The following is a 16186-nucleotide window of genomic DNA, read 5'->3' on the forward strand; positions in this document are numbered from 1 at the left end:
CGCTCCTAGCGCTTCTTGTTCGTCTTGCGGCGGCGGACGATGTACTTGCTCGAAGCCTTCTTCGGCGAGCGAGTACGACCCTCCTTCTGACCCCACGGGGAGACCGGGTGGCGACCACCGGAGGTCTTGCCCTCACCACCACCGTGCGGGTGGTCGACCGGGTTCATCGCCACACCGCGGACGGTCGGGCGAACGCCAAGCCAGCGCTTGCGGCCGGCCTTGCCCCAGTTGATGTTCGACTGCTCGGCGTTGCCGACCTCGCCGATGGTGGCGCGGCAGCGGGCGTCGACGAGACGGATCTCACCGGACGGCATGCGGAGGTGGGCCATCGTGCCCTCCTTCGCCAGCAGCTGCACGGAGGCACCAGCGGAGCGCGCGAACTTGGCGCCGCCACCGGGACGGAGCTCGATCGCGTGGATCGTGGTACCGACCGGGATGTTGCGGAGCGCCAGGTTGTTGCCGGGCTTGATGTCAGCGCCGGGGCCGTTCTCGACGCGGTCACCCTGCGTCAGACCCTTGGGGGCGATGATGTAGCGCTTCTCGCCGTCCAGGTAGTGGAGCAGCGCGATGCGCGCGGTGCGGTTGGGGTCGTACTCGATGTGAGCGACCTTCGCCGGCACGCCGTCCTTGTCGTGACGACGGAAGTCGATCACGCGGTAGGCGCGCTTGTGGCCGCCACCCTGGTGTCGAACCGTGATCCGACCGGTGTTGTTACGGCCGCCCTTGCTGTGCAGCGGGCGGACCAGCGACTTCTCCGGCGTGGACCGCGTGATCTCGACGAAGTCGGCTACGGAGGAGCCACGACGGCCCGGCGTAGTCGGCTTGTACTTGCGGATTCCCATTTCTCAGTCCTCGTCCGATTCCGGACGATCCAGACCGCCGTTAGGCGGTCGGACCGCCGAAGATGTCGATACGGTTACCCTCGGCAAGGGTCACGATGGCGCGCTTGGTGTCCTTGCGCTTACCGAAACCGGCCTTGGTGCGCTTGCGCTTGCCCTGGCGGTTGATCGTGTTGACCCCGGTGACCTTGACCGAGAAGACCGCCTCGACGGCCTGCTTGATCTGGGTCTTGTTGGAGCCAGGCGCGACGATGAACGTGTACTTGTTCTCGTCCAGCAGGGCGTAGCTCTTCTCCGAGACGACCGGCTTGACGAGAATGTCGCGCGGGTCCGAGAAGGTCTTGCTGGTGACGACGGCCTCAGTCATCAGGCGTCGCTCCCTTCGGTCTCAGCGGTCTGGGGGCCAGACACGAAGGACTCGAGGGCGGCCTGGGTGAAGACCACGTCGTCGGAGACGATCACGTCGTACGTGTTGAGCTGGCCCGGCTCCAGGATGTGCACCTGGGGCAGGTTACGAGCGGACAGCCACGCGGCCTCGTCGGAGCGCTCGACGACCAGGAGCAGGTTCTTGCGCTCCGAGATCTTGCCGAACAGCGTCTTGGCGGCCTTGGTGGAGATGCCACCCTCGACCACGCCGGTGACGACGTGGATGCGGGAGTGGTTCGCGCGGTCCGAGAGGGCACCGCGGAGAGCGGCGGCCTTCATCTTCTTCGGCGTCCGCTGCGAGTAGTCACGCGGCTGCGGGCCGTGGACGACGCCACCACCGGCGAACTGCGGGGCGCGGGTCGAGCCCTGACGGGCGCGGCCGGTGCCCTTCTGGCGGTAAGGCTTCTTGCCACCACCACGGACTTCGCCACGGGTCTTGGTCTTGTGCGTGCCCTGACGGGCCGCGGCCAGCTGCGCGACGACGACCTGGTGGATCAGCGGGACGCTGACCTTGGCGCCGAAGATCTCCTCGGGGAGGTCGACGGTCCCGGCCTTGTCGCCAGACGGCGAAAGGATGTCAATGGTGCTCATCGGTTCCTCAAACCCCCTTGGCCGCAGTGCGGACCAGGACGAGGCCACCGTTGGGGCCGGGGACGGCGCCCTTGATGAGCAGCAGACCCTTCTCGGCGTCAACGGCGTGGACGGTCAGGTTCTGGGTGGTCACACGCTCGTTGCCCATGCGACCGGCCATGCGCATGCCCTTGAAGACACGGCCCGGGGTGGCGCAGCCACCGATCGAACCGGGCTTGCGGTGCACGCGGTGGGCACCGTGCGAGGCCTTGCCACCACGGAAGTTGTGGCGCTTCATCGCACCGGCGAAGCCCTTGCCCTTGCTCTTACCGGTGACGTCGACCTTCACGCCGGCCTCGAAGACCTCGGCGGTGATCTCCTGGCCGAGCGTGTACTCGGAGGCGTCAGCGGTGCGGAGCTCCACCAGGTGGCGGCGCGGGGTGACGTCGGCCTTGGCGAAGTGGCCCTTGAGGGGCTTGTTCACCTTGCGCGGGTCGATCTCGCCGAAGGCGATCTGGACCGACTCGTAGCCGTCGACGTCGTTCGTACGCACCTGGGTCACGACATTCGGGCCGGCCTTGACGACGGTCACCGGGACGACCCGGTTGTTCTCGTCCCAGACCTGCGTCATGCCGAGCTTCTCGCCCAGGATGCCCTTGATGTTCTTAGCCATCTCGCGCGCCCTCAGAGCTTGATCTCGATGTCAACGCCCGCCGGGAGGTCGAGGCGCATGAGCGAGTCAACCGTCTTCGGCGTGGGGTCGAGGATGTCGATGAGGCGCTTGTGCGTGCGCATCTCGAAGTGCTCGCGCGAGTCCTTGTACTTGTGCGGCGACTTGATGACGCAGTACACGTTCTTCTCAGTGGGCAGCGGCACCGGGCCCGCGACCGACGCACCAGTGCGGGTCACCGTCTCGACGATCTTCTTCGCCGAGGAGTCGATGACCTCGTGGTCGTAGGCCTTGAGCCGGATGCGGATCTTCTGTCCCGCCATGGCTACTAGTAGTCCTTTGTCTCGTAACGCTCTGGAACCCGGTGCGCCGTGCTTCCTGAGAAGCGCCGCTTTCCTCCGACCCACGCGGTCGGGCGTGTCGCGCTCCCTCTACGCAGAAATCCCTGAGGATTTCCCAACCAAGGGGGCACGGTCGCCATGACCGCGGTTCGGGGGCAAAACACCCACCGAGTGCCTGGTCGGCACCCCGCTGACGCTTCCCAGAAGATTCCCGTACGTCCGCCCCTGAGAAGGAGCGACGAGTACTGTGGGACTCGCTTCCGGTCCTCCCGACGGGAGGCGCGCAGCATCGGCACTCAACCGAGCAACCCCGACAGTCTGCCATACGCGGCCTTCCCGCCGCCAATCGGGGGCGAAGACTGTACCCCACGTCACGTACGCCCATGCGCCGGGGCGCACCCGTGTGCCGCGCGCGCCCCCGTGGGGCCGTCACCCCAACCGCTGGGCCTGCTCCGCCAGATGGCGCCGCTCGGGCGCGCTCGTGGTGTGCCGGGCCGCCTCCCGGTAGGCGGCGGCCGCCCCCTCCTTCTCGCCGAGGAGTTCGAGAAGGTGCGCCCGGGTCGCGAGGAGGCGGTGGTTCCGGGCGAGCCGCCGGTCCTCCGCGAGGGCGTCGAGCAGGTCGAGGCCGGCCTGCGGGCCGTGGACCATGGCGACGGCGACCGCGCGGTTGAGGGTGACCATCGGGTTCGGCCCGGTGCGCTCCAGGAGCTCGTACAGGGCGAGGATCTGCGGCCAGTCCGTGGCCTCGGCGGACCCCGCCTCGTCGTGCACCGCCGCGATGGCCGCCTGGAGCTGGTACGGGCCGACCCGGCCCTGCGGCAGGGTGCGGCTGATCAGCCCCACGCCCTCCGCGATCAGGGCGCCGTCCCAGCTCCCCCGGTCCTGCTCCGCGAGCGGTACGAGTTCCCCGTGCGGGCCCGTGCGGGCCGGGCGGCGGGCGTCCGTGAGCAGCATCAGCGCGAGCAGGCCCGCCGTCTCGGTGTCGTCGGGGACGAGCCGGTGCAGCATCCGGGCCAGCCGGATCGCTTCCGTGGACAGCTCGGGCGCGGTGAGCTCCTCGCCGCCGCTGGCCGTGTAGCCCTCGTTGAAGACGAGGTACAGCACGTGCCGCACCTCGGCCAGGCGGGCGGTGCGGTCCTCGCCCTCGGGCAGCGTGAGCTCCAAACCGGCGGCCTTGATCGTCTGCTTGGCCCGGCTGATCCGCTGCGCCATGGTCGACTCGGGCACCAGGAACGCAGCGGCGATCTGCGCGGTGGTGAGGCCGCCGACGGCGCGCAGGGTGAGCGCGATCCGGCTGGGCGGCGACAGGTCCGGGTGGCAGCAGAGGAAGAGCAGCGACAGCGAGTCGTCCCGGTCGGTGTCCGGGGCGTCGTCGGCGGCGCGCGCGAGGAGCGCGGAGTCGGGGGTGGCGAGCGCGACGGCGTCCTCGCGGCGCCGGCGGGCGGACTCGCTGCGCACCAGGTCGACGTACCTGCGGGTGGCGACGGTGAGCAGCCACCCCCGCGGATGCTCGGGCACGCCGTCCTCGGGCCACTGCCGGGCGGCCGCGATCAGCGCCTCCTGCACGGCGTCCTCACAGAGGTCGAAGGCCCCGTACCGGCGCACGAGCGCACCGAGGACCTGCGGCGCGCACGCACGCAGCAGGTCCTCGACCGCGTGGGGACCCCTCACACGTCCGCCGCGGACTCGTGCAGGATCGGCCACAGCTCGACGGGCTCGGCGTCCGCGAAGGGCATGTCCGCGGCGATCGCCTGGGCTCGCTCCAGGCTCTCGCAGTCGAGCAGGTAGAAGCTGGCCAGGTACTCCTTGGTCTCCAGGTACGGGCCGTCGGTGACCGCGGGGACGCCGTTCTCGCGCCGGACGAGCTGGGCGGCGGCGGCGTCGGCCAGGCCGTACGCGCCGAGCAGCTCGCCGCTCTCCCGGTACTTCCGGTTGAAGGCCTCCTGCCGGGCGATCGCCTCGGGCCAGGCCTCGGCCGGGAAGGAGTCCCACTTGGCCTGGTTGCCGTAGATCATCGCCATGTACTTCATCTCGGGTGTCCTCCCGCTCCCGCCCGCCCTCGTGGCGCGCCGTCACCCTTCGGTCGTTGCCAGGATCGCCCACTCGACATGCGCCCGCACATCTTTCGAAGATCTTTTCTGAAGATCTTCGTCCCCCGGTCGGACCAGGCGCACAACCCCGCCGCTCGCACAGCCGTCTTCCCGTGGACTGATGAGCGAAGGGGGCCCCGCCTTGCACACTCCAGCCCGTCGGCGGACGGTACTCGCCGCCGCCCTCGCGGTCACCGCGGCCGCCGCCGGCTGTTCCGTACCGGAGCCGCGCCGCACCGCGCCGACCGCCGATCCGGCGCCGGGCAGGCCGATCGCCTCCGCGCGGGCCCGGCGGGCGCTGCTCATGCAGTTCTCCGCGCATCCGGACGACGACCTGTACTTCATGAACCCGGACACGCAGCGGCTGCTCGACGCGGGCGTCCCGCTCGTCTCCGTGTACGTGACGGCCGGCGAGCACAACGGACGCAACCGCATCGCGGGGATGCCCGACGCTCCCCCGGACCCGGCGGCCTACTCCTCCGCCCGCCACCAGGGCCTGCGCCAGTCGTACGCGGTGGCGCTCGGCCTCCCCGCGTTCACGCCGTGGCGCCGGGAGGTCCTGACGCTCCCCGGCGGCCGGCGGGCCGAGTCCGACACGCTCACGAACGGCTCCCGCAGGGTCGAGCTGGTCTTCCTCAACCTGCCGATGCACGCCGGCCGCCGCTACATGGCCGTGCCGTCGCTCTGGCAGGACCGCGCCCTGGAGCTGCGCACCCACCTGTCGGCCGGCTCCCCCGTCACCCGCGCCGACACCTACGACTACGACCAGCTGATCGCCGCCCTCGTCGGCCTGCTGCGCCGCCACCGGCCCACGGTCGTGCACACCCTGGACCCGGACCCGGACATCCAGCACAGCGACGAGGCGACCCGGAAGCGGGACTCCGAGCAGCCGGGCTACGCGGACCACGGGGACCACACGGCCGTCGCCTCCTTCACCTGGGCCGCGCTGTGCCGCTGGGTCTCGGACGCGGTCCGGGAGGGCGAGCCGATCCCGGCCTTCACCACCACCGCCTTCCGCGGCTACTACAACCGGCACTGGCCCAAGAACCTCCCGCCCGCGGTCCTGGCCGAGAAGGCCGCCCGCCTCGTCCCGTACGGCGGGAACCCCTCCTGGCAGTGCGGGAACCCCTCCGGCTGCGGCGACTACGGCGTCGGCGGCGACCGGCCGCTGACCAACCGCAAGGGCTGGGTGCGCTCCACCCACCACCGCTGGCCGGACCCCGGCCCGGCCCTCGCCGAGGAGCCGGGCGGCCGGCTCGCGGCGTACGGGGTGCTCGGGCTGCGCGCGGTCCGCTGGCGGGAGTCCGCGCCCGGGGTCTGGGGCGAGCCGGTGGACCTGGGCGGCGGCCCGCTCGCGCCCGCGCTGGGCTCGGCGGTGCTCGGCGACGGCCGGGTGCTGCTCCTCGGCGTGCGGTTCGCCGCGCTCGACGGGCACGGCGGGGCCAACCGGCGCGAGGTGGTGCTCCTGGAGCAGCGCTCCCCCGGCGGTGCCTTCCTGGCCTGGCGGGGCCTGGGGAACCCGGAGCGCACCGACGACCGGAGCCGCAGAATCGGTTCTCCCGTGGCTCTCGCGGCCCCCGACGGCCGGGTCCACCTCTTCGTACGGAACGCGGACAAGGGCGTCTCGACACGGGTCCGGGCGGCGGACGGCTCCTGGTCGCCGTGGCGGGCTCTCCCCGGCGACGCGGAGGTCCAGGACGGCCTGGCCGTCTCGGCGGACGCGGCCGGGCGGGTGCACGTGTACGCGGCGGGGCGGGACGGCGTACGGCACTGGGTGGACGGCGTCCCGCAGGGAGCGAGGCTGCCGCTCTCCGGGTCCACGGTGGCGAGCGCGGGCGGCGAGCTGTACCACCGGGCGCCGGCGGCGGCGCGGCTGCTCGGCCCGGCCGGTGACGCCGGGCTCGACGGGTACGGGGGCGTGGTCGCCTCGCGGTCGGCGGCGCTCGGCACCGTCCTGCTCGGCACGGACGTGAAGGGCCGGGTGGCGCTCCGGGCCGGCCGCCGTATCCGCAAGAACGACAAGACGGCCGTCTCGACCGCGCTGCACGTGGACGCCCGGGGGGCGACCGTGGTGGGCCTCGGCGCGGACGGCCACCCGTGGAGCTGGCGACCGTAAGGACTCCGGACACGCGAGAAGGCCGGGACGAGCAAGAAGGCCCGGGAACGCGAGAAGGCCCCGCACCTTTCGGTGCGGGGCCTTCCCTCACTGCTCAGCAGCTCTTGCGAGCCACCAGGTCAGTTCAAGATCAGGCAGTGATCTTGACGACCTGGCCGGCGCCGACGGTCCGGCCACCCTCACGGATGGCGAACTTGAGGCCCTCCTCCATGGCGACGGGCTGGATCAGCTCGACGGACATGGCGGTGTTGTCGCCCGGCATGACCATCTCGGTGCCCTCGGGGAGGGTCACGACGCCGGTCACGTCCGTGGTACGGAAGTAGAACTGCGGGCGGTAGTTGTTGAAGAACGGGGTGTGACGGCCACCCTCGTCCTTCGACAGGATGTAGGCCTGGGCCTCGAACTGGGTGTGCGGCGTGACCGAACCCGGCTTGATGATGACCTGGCCGCGCTCGACGTCCTCGCGCTTGATGCCACGGAGGAGCAGACCGACGTTCTCACCGGCCTGGCCCTCGTCGAGCAGCTTGCGGAACATCTCGATGCCGGTGACCGTGGTGGTGGTCTTCTCGGTCTTGATGCCGATGATGTCGACGGTCTCGTTGACCTTGAGGACACCACGCTCGATACGACCGGTGACGACGGTGCCACGACCGGTGATCGTGAAGACGTCCTCGATCGGCATCAGGAACGGCTTGTCGACGTCACGCTCGGGCTGCGGGATCGACTCGTCGACGGCGTGCATGAGGCCGAGGAGCTTCTCGCCCCACTCCTTGTCGCCCTCGAGCGCCTTGAGCGCCGAGACGCGGACGACCGGCAGGTCGTCGCCCGGGAACTCGTACTCGGAGAGGAGCTCACGGACCTCGAGCTCGACGAGCTCCAGGATCTCCTCGTCGTCCACCATGTCGGCCTTGTTCAGGGCGACGACGATGTACGGAACGCCGACCTGGCGAGCAAGGAGGACGTGCTCCTTGGTCTGCGGCATCGGGCCGTCGGTGGCGGCGACCACGAGGATGGCGCCGTCCATCTGCGCGGCACCCGTGATCATGTTCTTGATGTAGTCAGCGTGACCGGGGCAGTCGACGTGCGCGTAGTGACGCGACTCCGTCTGGTACTCGACGTGCGCGATCGAGATGGTGATACCGCGCTGGCGCTCCTCGGGAGCCTTGTCGATCTGGTCGAAGGCCGAGGCCTCGTTCAGGTCCGGGTACGCGTCGTGCAGCACCTTGGTAATGGCGGCCGTGAGGGTCGTCTTACCGTGGTCGATGTGACCGATGGTACCGATGTTGACGTGCGGCTTAGTCCGCTCGAACTTTGCCTTCGCCACTGAATCCTCCTGCGGAGTGGTTCTGTACGCCTTGCTTCATCGGCGCCAGGTGATCTTTGCTGGGATGCCAGTCAACCGGGGCCCGATCCCTCGGGTTTCGGGGGCTGAGCCCCGGCGACAGGTGTCAAGCCTAAAGCGTGAACTCGGGAGAGTTACTCGCCCTTGGCCTTCGCGATGATCTCCTCGGCGACGTTCCGCGGAACCTCGGCGTAGGAGTCGAACTGCATCGAGTAGCTTGCGCGACCCGAGGTCTTGCTGCGGAGGTCTCCGACGTAGCCGAACATCTCCGAGAGCGGCACGAGGCCCTTCACGACGCGGGCGCCGCTGCGCTCCTCCATGGCCTGGATCTGGCCACGGCGGGAGTTGATGTCACCGATGACCTCGCCCATGTAGTCCTCGGGCGTGACGACCTCGACGGCCATCATCGGCTCAAGGATGACGGGAGAAGCCTTGCGCGCGGCCTCCTTGAAGGCCTGCGAACCGGCGATCTTGAACGCGAGCTCGGAGGAGTCGACCTCGTGGTAGGCACCGTCGAGAAGGATGACGCGGACGCCAGTCATCTCGTAGCCGGCCAGGATGCCGAACTGCATGGCCTCCTGCGCACCCGCGTCGACCGAAGGGATGTACTCCTTCGGGATGCGGCCACCGGTGACCTTGTTCACGAACTCGTAGGAGGCGTCGCCACCCTCGATGGGCTCGATCGCGATCTGCACCTTGGCGAACTGACCGGTACCACCGGTCTGCTTCTTGTGGGTGAAGTCCACGCGCTCGACGGCCTTGCGGATCGTCTCGCGGTACGCGACCTGCGGCTTGCCGACGTTCGCCTCGACCTTGAACTCGCGACGCATGCGGTCGACGAGGATGTCGAGGTGAAGCTCGCCCATACCACCGATGATGGTCTGGCCGGTCTCCTCGTCCGAGTGGACCTGGAAGGAGGGGTCCTCCTCCGCGAGACGCTGGATGGCGACACCCAGCTTCTCCTGGTCACCCTTGGACTTGGGCTCGATGGCGACCTGGATGACCGGCGCCGGGAAGTCCATGGACTCCAGGATGACCGGGTTCTTGTCGTCGCACAGCGTCTCACCGGTGGTGGTCTGCTTGAGGCCCATGACGGCGACGATGTCGCCGGCGCCCACCGAGTCGATCTCCTCACGCTTGTTCGCGTGCATGCGGTAGATCTTGCCGATGCGCTCCTTCTTGCCCTTGACGGAGTTCAGCACCGCGGTGCCGGCCTCCAGGCGACCGGAGTAGATCCGGACGAAGGTGAGCTTGCCCAGGTGCGGGTCGCTCGCGATCTTGAACGCGAGGGCGGCCAGCGGCTCGTCGTCGGCAGGCTTGCGCTTGACGACGACCTCGGCGTCCTTGACGTCGTGGCCCTCGATGGCCTCGACGTCCAGGGGCGAGGGGAGGTAGCGGACGACAGCGTCGAGCAGGGGCTGAACGCCCTTGTTCTTGAACGCGGTGCCACAGAAGACGGGGGTGACCGTCTTCTCGCCGTTGCCCTTGCCGGACGCGATCGTGATGCGGCGGACGGCAGCGTAGAGCTGCTCCTCGGTGGGCTCGACGCCCTCGAGGAAGAGCTCCATGAGCTCCTCGTCGTTCTCCGCGACGGTCTCGACGAGCTTGGCGCGGTACTCCTCGGCCTGCTCGAGCTTGTCCGCCGGGATGTCGACGACGTCGTACATCTCACCCTTGCTGGCCTCGGCGGACCAGACAAGCGCCTTCATGCGGACCAGGTCGATGACGCCCTGGAAGTCCATCTCGGCGCCGATCGGGAGCTGCATGACGATCGGGACGGCGCCGAGGCGGTCCACGATCATGTCGACGCAGCGGAGGAACTCGGCGCCCGTACGGTCGAGCTTGTTGACGAAGCAGATGCGCGGCACGCCGTAGCGGTCCGCCTGACGCCAGACAGTCTCGGACTGGGGCTCGACACCGGCCACACCGTCGAACACGGTGACAGCACCGTCGAGCACGCGCAGAGAACGCTCCACCTCGACGGTGAAGTCGACGTGACCCGGCGTGTCGATGATGTTGATCGTGTGATCGACATTCTCGAGCGGCCAGTGGCAGGTCGTCGCGGCAGACGTGATCGTGATGCCGCGCTCCTGCTCCTGCTCCATCCAGTCCATCGTGGCAGCGCCGTCGTGGACTTCACCGATCTTGTACGAGACACCGGTGTAGAACAGGATCCGCTCGGTGGTGGTCGTCTTGCCCGCGTCGATGTGGGCCATGATGCCGATGTTGCGCACCTTGGCCAGGTCAAGCGAAGTGGTAGCCATATCGGCTCAGTCTTCTCTCGGTCTCGATGTGGGTTGCGACTACCAGCGGTAGTGCGCGAAGGCCTTGTTGGACTCGGCCATCTTGTGCGTGTCCTCGCGCTTCTTGACCGCAGCACCGAGGCCGTTGGAGGCGTCGAGGAGCTCGTTCATGAGGCGCTCGGTCATGGTCTTCTCGCGACGGGCGCGGGAGTAACCGACGAGCCAGCGGAGGGCCAGCGTGGACGCGCGGCCCGGCTTGACCTCGATCGGCACCTGGTAGGTGGCGCCACCGACACGGCGGGACTTGACCTCGAGGGCCGGCTTGACGTTCTCGAGAGCGCGCTTCAGCGTGATGACCGGGTCCTGGCCGGTCTTCTCACGAAGACCCTCCATGGCGCCGTACACGATGCGCTCGGCGGTGGAACGCTTGCCGTCCAGCAGGATCTTGTTGATCAGCGAGGTGACAAGAGGAGAGCTGTAGACCGGGTCGATGATGACCGGGCGCTTCGGGGCGGGGCCCTTACGAGGCATTCTTACTTCTCCTTCTTGGCGCCGTAGCGGCTGCGAGCCTGCTTACGGTTCTTGACGCCCTGCGTGTCGAGGGAACCGCGGATGATCTTGTAGCGAACACCCGGCAGGTCCTTCACACGGCCACCGCGCACGAGCACGATGGAGTGCTCCTGCAGGTTGTGACCCTCACCCGGGATGTAGGCCGTGACCTCGATGCCCGAGGTCAGACGCACACGCGCGACCTTACGGAGGGCCGAGTTCGGCTTCTTCGGGGTGGTCGTGAACACACGCGTGCAGACGCCGCGACGCTGAGGGGAACCCTCGAGTGCGGGCGTCTTGTTCTTCTCGACCTTGTCCTGCCGGCCCTTACGGACCAGCTGCTGGATCGTAGGCACTACTTCTCCGGTTTCTGTGTGCCGTCGGTAAAACTAACCTGGAACATTCGCCGACCCACGCGGTCGGGTGTGTCGAATCTCGCGGACCTCCGCACGAGGCGGAGAAGGCGCGGATCACGGTGGCCGGTATATGACTCGCCGTGCGGTTGAGGACACGCACGGGAGCCCAGGCACACCCCAGGCACAAGGCTTGAGCGTACCTATCGCACGGACTCCGGTCAAAACAAATGCGTGCCCCCGGCCGGGGGCACGCGGGACACGGGCCCGGATCGTTCCCGCACGGGCCCGGCAAGGGCGGCAGGGCCCCGCCCGGCCGGCAGGGACACCGGCTCCGTGCGGGGCCCGGCGGGTGCGGTCGAACCCGGGGTGCGCCGGGCGTCAGTCGCGGGCCGTGCGGCGGGGCTCGACGGCCTCGCCCGCGTCCGCCGCGTCCGTGTCCGGCTCCAGGAACTGGGTGACGACCTTGACGAAGACGCCCATGCGCTCGTCGGGGACGCCCAGCCAGCGGGCGAAGTCCTCCATCGAGGGCTGCCAGTCGCTCGGCGGCAGCAGGTCCGCCGCCATCGGCAGCTCCTCGGGGGTCACGCGACCGGACCGGATGAGCATGTCGCGGACGGAGACGCCGAGCAGCGGGGCGATCCGGCGCATGGTCTCCAGGTCGGGCATGCTCTGCCGCTGCAGCAGGCGCGTGACGGCGGCCCGGTGGACGCCGGCCTCGTCGGCGATCCGGGACTTCCCGCCCCCGCGCGGGCTGTCGATGTCGTAGCCGCGCTGTCTCATCAGGCCTTCGACCCAGCCCGCGAACTCGTCGAGCCCTTGAGTGCTCATGTGTACCGCTCCTCGCTCCCCCGCCCTCCGGATCCCATACCTTAGCGTGCTTGCGCGCACGGAATTACGTGCTTTCGGGCACGCAATCGTGTCGAATCGGTGAAGGGTGGCTCGCGGACGCGAAAGTTTTTGTTGCGCGCTCGCACGCAACGTGTAAGTCTGGCTCGCCGCCGCACTCGTCGGCCCCCTGAGCCCCAGGCGCCCCACCGGCCCCATGGACGGCCCCGGCGGGCCCCGGACCGTGGAGAACCCCTTGTTCCATCCCGACCCGTCCCCCTGGCAGGCCTCCGCCGCGTGCGCCGGCCTCTCCCCGTCCATCGTCTTCGCCCGCCGCGCCAAGGAAGCCGCCCCCGCCCTGCGGGCCTGCGCCTCCTGCCCCGTACGGAGCGAGTGCGAGGCCGCGGTGGCCCCGGCCGAGAGCTACTTCGACGGCGTCTGCGCGGGCCGCCTCTGGCGCAACGGACGCCCGGCGGACGCCCGGCGCGTGGCCAAGGCGCTCGCCCTCACGGGGAGCGGCCGCCGTGGCTGACCGCACCGACACCACCCCCGTACTGCGGGACATCACGCTCTGGACCGCCTCCCTCGTACGGCAGTTCCCCGAGCTCGCCGAGGAGCTCGCCCCCGGCCGGCGCGGGCCCGCCGGAACGCCCGCCGGAACCGCCCCCGGCGTGCGCGACGACCTGATCCGCGAGGAGCGCCGGGAGGCGCTGCTGCTCGAACAGCGCCACGGGCTCGCCGTCCCCGGCCACGGCGCCGCACCGATCCGGCTGCACGTCTCCGACGCCATCCGCGACATCACCGACGGGGTGGTGGAGCTGGAGGAGGCGGTGTGCGCCCGGCTCACCCTGCCCCGCCCGCCCCGCGCCGGGGTGATCGACCGCCTCCGGCGCCTCGTGACCCTGCTCGACCGGATCGCGGCCCACCCGGACCTCGCCCGGCACGTACGGGACGAGATCCGCCGGATGGCCCGGCGCTGCGCCCGGACGCTCGGCGACACGGAGACGATCGTGCGGGTCTCGGGCCGCTGCCCCTGGTGCGACTCGGTGTCGCTGCGGGCGTTCCCGGACCGGCGCGCGGTGCTGTGCGTGAACCCGGCCTGCGTCTGCACGGACGAGGTGTGCGGCTGCCAGGACGACCCGGCCTACCGGCACCTGTGGCCGGAGGACCGGTGGGAGGAGCTGTCGGAGGCGTCGGGGACCGGCACCGCCGAGATCGAGGCCGCGATGGACGACCCGAAGGAGACCGCATGCTGAGCTCGCCCGCCCTGCCCACGCTGGTGCCCGGCCCGCTGGCCGCCGAGGAGGCGGGGGTGGCGCCCGCGACGATCCGCAAGTGGGTCCAGCTCGGACACCTGCGGGCCGCGGGCCGGGCGGGCCGGGCGCAGCTCTTCCGCCTGGAGGACGTCTTCGCGGCGGAACGCCTGGCGCGCCGCCGCCGTCCCCGTACCGCCTGACCCGCCCCGCCCTCCCTGTACGACGAGCGCCCCGCGTCCTTCCCGGACGCGGGGCGCTTCGTCATGCCGCGGTCATGCTTCCAGGAAGCGGCGGAGTGAGTCGGTGAGGACGCCGGCGAAGCGCTCGCGGGTCTCCTCGGGGACACGGTCGAGGGAGAGGTAGGGGTTGAGGTCCTCCAGCTCGACGAGGAGCAGTTCGCCGCCGGGGGCGCGGCAGGCGTCGACGCGCTGGATGCCGTGGTCGAGGGTGTTCCACTCGATGAAGCGGCGGGCGAAGGCGAGGTCGTCGGCGGTGGGTTCGTACGGCTCCAGGACCCAGCGGCGCTCGGGGTCGGGGGCGTGGAGGGCGTACTGGAACAGGTCGTCGACGAAGTAGAAGGAGACCTCGTACCGGAAGTCGACGCGCGGCTGGACGAGGATCTCGCCGTATCCGAGCGCGTCGAGCTCCTCATACGGGAGGAACCGCAGCCCTATGGAGTCGGCGCCGGCCTTGGGCTTGACGGCGTAGCTCGGGGCCTCGGGCAGGAGGTGGAGGTCCTCGGGGCGGTCGACGGTGGGGATGACGGGGTAGCCGGCGGCGGTGAGGTCGAGGAGGTACTGCTTGCCGGCCATGTCGCCCCGGCCGTGGAGGGGGTTGTAGACGCGGGTGCCGCGGGCGCGGGCCTGCTCGCGGAAGGCCTCGTACTCCTTCTGGTACCCGATGACGGGGCCGCTGTTGCGGACGACGACGGCGTCGAAGCCGTCCATGAGGGCGGCGGCGTCGAGCGGGTGACAGAGCGCCAGGTCGAAGCTATCGCGCAGCCGGGCGGTGAGGTGGATGTCCTCGTCGCAGTAGCGGCGGCCCCGGGCCGGGTAGGCGAGATCGGACACGTAGAGCAGACGGGGGCGAGGGGACACGGGGCGGCTCCTGGTGGTTCGGGGCCGCCCAACCTAGCGGGGCCCTTCCGGCGGGCGGCCCGGAGGGTCGGGCGGATCGGAGGGTCGGGCGGATCGGACTCCAGAACTAGTTGCGTGCGCGCACGCTCCCTGTCACAGTTGGTGCAGCGGCGGAGCTGCGCCCGCGAGACGGGCCGCAGTCTCCGCCGTTCGCCGTCCGGGAGCGCTCCGCGCCCCCGCCCCCTTCCCCGCGTCGAGCGCCCCGGGCGGCCCCGCACCACCCGCCCCGCTCCCCGCCCTTCCCCTGAGGAGAACCGTCATGACCACTCCCCCGAGTGCGTTCCCGGACGTCGAGAAGCTGGTCGTCGACGTCCTCAAGGCCGACCCGGCGCTGGCCGGCGTCACGGTCGCCGCCCAGGCGCCGACCGGCTTCGACGGCACGCAGAACACCGTCCTGGTGAACCGCCGCGGCGGCGCCTGGATCGGCGACCTGCACGTCGACAAGCCGCTGATCGAGTTCGAGGTGTACGGCCCGACCAAGACCGCGGCCCACGTCCTCGCCAACGCCGCCCGCAAGGCACTGCTCGCCACGATCGGCAAGCAGCTCGGCGCCAACTTCGTCAGCGACGTCGAGGAGCAGGACGGGCCCCGCTGGATGCCCGACTACCTCTACCGAGGAGCCAACCGCTACCTCTGCGTCATCCAGCTCTCGCTGAACGTCTTCTAGCCCCCCCGGCTCTAGCCCCCGGGCGACAGACACCCAGCGACCCACAGACCAGGCCTCGCCGTCCGGCGGGGCCTTTGCCGTACCCGGAGCCGGACTCCGGGGACCGGCAGCCCTCACAACCCAAGGAGAAACACACCATGGCTGGAAACAACTCCGCCGAGATCCGCGTCGCAGGCATCGGCAAGCTCTACGTCGCCGACGCGGGCACCTCCCTCCCCGCCACCTTCGGCACGGACTCCGCCGCCGACTGGTCCGGCGCGGGCTGGAAGGACCTCGGCTTCACCTCCGGCGACGGCGTCACGTTCTCGAAGAAGGACAAGCTGGAGGCCATCGACTCGTGGCAGTCGGTCTCCCCGGTCCACTACATCTACTCGAGCCGTGACCTGTCGCTGAAGTTCTCGATGCTCCAGTTCAACGAGGACACGCTGCCGTTCTTCATGGGCGGCGACGCGGTGAAGGCGGAGCCGACCCCGGCGGTCGACACCTACCGCTACGAGATCGCCGAGCGTCCGTTCGCGGACGTGCGCGCCCTCGGCCTGGAGTTCACCGACGTCAAGGCCGGTGGCACGACCGCGGTGAAGTACCGCTTCATCATCCCGCGCGGCCAGGTCACCGCCACGGACGACATCAAGATGGCCCGCAAGGCGGCGTCCCAGCTGGGCGTCACCTTCACGGCCATGTCGAAGGGCGACGGCAAGCCGCTGGCGACCTTCCTCATGAAGGACAGCCAGTACTCCGCGACCGTCTGATCCTTCTCCAC

General features: G+C 70.0%; 19 protein-coding genes. 6 read left to right on the forward strand and 13 right to left on the reverse strand.

All coding sequences use genetic code 11. The features are described 5' to 3' along the window. Window positions 1–5 precede the first annotated feature (5 nt). The 7 genes from rplB to GGE06_RS22595 form a co-directional block, all read right to left on the reverse strand. Window positions 6–842, reverse strand: coding sequence for a 50S ribosomal protein L2 (rplB, locus tag GGE06_RS22565; protein WP_017239576.1), 837 nt, complete (start codon window positions 840–842; stop codon window positions 6–8). Between the two features lie 40 nt (window positions 843–882). Further along, window positions 883–1206 (reverse strand): 50S ribosomal protein L23, encoded by a 324-nt coding sequence (gene rplW, locus GGE06_RS22570; protein ID WP_024755407.1) that lies wholly within the window; start codon window positions 1204–1206, stop codon window positions 883–885. Further along, window positions 1206–1856, reverse strand: coding sequence for a 50S ribosomal protein L4 (rplD, locus tag GGE06_RS22575; RefSeq protein WP_116159344.1), 651 nt, complete (start codon window positions 1854–1856; stop codon window positions 1206–1208). Before rplD ends, rplW begins: the two co-directional genes overlap by 1 nt. 7 nt (window positions 1857–1863) lie before the next feature. After that, window positions 1864–2508, reverse strand: coding sequence for a 50S ribosomal protein L3 (rplC, locus tag GGE06_RS22580; RefSeq protein ID WP_030687820.1), 645 nt, complete (start codon window positions 2506–2508; stop codon window positions 1864–1866). Window positions 2509–2519: 11 nt separating this feature from the next. Beyond that, entirely contained in the window at window positions 2520–2828 is a 309-nt protein-coding gene (rpsJ, locus tag GGE06_RS22585) for a 30S ribosomal protein S10 (protein WP_003948644.1), read from the reverse strand. Between the two features lie 447 nt (window positions 2829–3275). Beyond that, complete coding sequence (locus tag GGE06_RS22590; RefSeq protein ID WP_116159345.1) at window positions 3276–4517, reverse strand: RNA polymerase sigma factor; 1242 nt, start codon at window positions 4515–4517, stop codon at window positions 3276–3278. Beyond that, complete coding sequence (locus tag GGE06_RS22595) at window positions 4514–4876, reverse strand: YciI family protein (RefSeq protein ID WP_116159346.1); 363 nt, start codon at window positions 4874–4876, stop codon at window positions 4514–4516. The genes GGE06_RS22590 and GGE06_RS22595 overlap by 4 nt, the downstream gene beginning before the upstream one ends. Before the next feature lie 181 nt (window positions 4877–5057). Between GGE06_RS22595 and GGE06_RS22600 the strand changes: the two genes are divergently transcribed. Then, window positions 5058–7052 (forward strand): PIG-L family deacetylase, encoded by a 1995-nt coding sequence (locus GGE06_RS22600; protein ID WP_116159347.1) that lies wholly within the window; start codon window positions 5058–5060, stop codon window positions 7050–7052. A gap of 130 nt (window positions 7053–7182) precedes the next feature. Here the strand turns inward: GGE06_RS22600 and tuf are convergent, their stop codons facing one another. From tuf to GGE06_RS22625, 5 genes are all read right to left on the reverse strand, one after another. Continuing rightward, window positions 7183–8376, reverse strand: a complete 1194-nt coding sequence (tuf, locus tag GGE06_RS22605) for an elongation factor Tu (RefSeq protein WP_116159348.1) — start codon at window positions 8374–8376, stop codon at window positions 7183–7185. A gap of 152 nt (window positions 8377–8528) precedes the next feature. Further along, complete coding sequence (gene fusA / locus GGE06_RS22610) at window positions 8529–10658, reverse strand: elongation factor G (RefSeq protein ID WP_116159349.1); 2130 nt, start codon at window positions 10656–10658, stop codon at window positions 8529–8531. A 39-nt stretch (window positions 10659–10697) separates the two neighbouring features. Beyond that, a complete protein-coding gene (rpsG, locus tag GGE06_RS22615) occupies window positions 10698–11168 on the reverse strand; it encodes a 30S ribosomal protein S7 (protein ID WP_015035567.1) in 471 nt (156 codons plus the stop codon). 2 nt (window positions 11169–11170) lie between these two features. Then, window positions 11171–11542, reverse strand: a complete 372-nt coding sequence (rpsL, locus tag GGE06_RS22620; RefSeq protein WP_003948652.1) for a 30S ribosomal protein S12 — start codon at window positions 11540–11542, stop codon at window positions 11171–11173. Between the two features lie 378 nt (window positions 11543–11920). Continuing rightward, window positions 11921–12370, reverse strand: coding sequence for a helix-turn-helix domain-containing protein (locus GGE06_RS22625; protein WP_116159350.1), 450 nt, complete (start codon window positions 12368–12370; stop codon window positions 11921–11923). 253 nt (window positions 12371–12623) lie between these two features. Between GGE06_RS22625 and GGE06_RS22630 the strand changes: the two genes are divergently transcribed. The 3 genes from GGE06_RS22630 to GGE06_RS22640 are packed head-to-tail and all read left to right on the forward strand — an operon-like array spanning window position 12624 to window position 13823. Further along, entirely contained in the window at window positions 12624–12899 is a 276-nt protein-coding gene (locus tag GGE06_RS22630; protein ID WP_184931550.1) for a WhiB family transcriptional regulator, read from the forward strand. Continuing rightward, window positions 12892–13623, forward strand: a complete 732-nt coding sequence (locus GGE06_RS22635) for a hypothetical protein (RefSeq protein WP_184931551.1) — start codon at window positions 12892–12894, stop codon at window positions 13621–13623. The genes GGE06_RS22630 and GGE06_RS22635 overlap by 8 nt, the downstream gene beginning before the upstream one ends. Then, entirely contained in the window at window positions 13617–13823 is a 207-nt protein-coding gene (locus GGE06_RS22640) for a MerR family transcriptional regulator (RefSeq protein ID WP_116159352.1), read from the forward strand. The genes GGE06_RS22635 and GGE06_RS22640 overlap by 7 nt, the downstream gene beginning before the upstream one ends. Window positions 13824–13895: 72 nt before the next feature. On the opposite strand, the gene GGE06_RS22645 is transcribed toward GGE06_RS22640, so the two are convergent. Beyond that, window positions 13896–14720 (reverse strand): ATP-grasp domain-containing protein, encoded by an 825-nt coding sequence (locus tag GGE06_RS22645; RefSeq protein WP_184931552.1) that lies wholly within the window; start codon window positions 14718–14720, stop codon window positions 13896–13898. A gap of 298 nt (window positions 14721–15018) precedes the next feature. On the opposite strand from GGE06_RS22645, the gene GGE06_RS22650 reads away from it, so the two are divergent. Next, window positions 15019–15426, forward strand: a complete 408-nt coding sequence (locus GGE06_RS22650) for a phage tail termination protein (RefSeq protein WP_116159354.1) — start codon at window positions 15019–15021, stop codon at window positions 15424–15426. A 137-nt stretch (window positions 15427–15563) separates the two neighbouring features. After that, window positions 15564–16175: a phage tail tube protein gene (locus GGE06_RS22655; RefSeq protein ID WP_116159355.1), complete on the forward strand. Its 612-nt coding sequence runs from the start codon at window positions 15564–15566 to the stop codon at window positions 16173–16175. Window positions 16176–16186 lie beyond the last annotated feature (11 nt).

Origin of the sequence: Streptomyces nymphaeiformis (assembly GCF_014203895.1) — a bacterium.
GTDB lineage: Bacteria > Actinomycetota > Actinomycetes > Streptomycetales > Streptomycetaceae > Streptomyces > Streptomyces nymphaeiformis.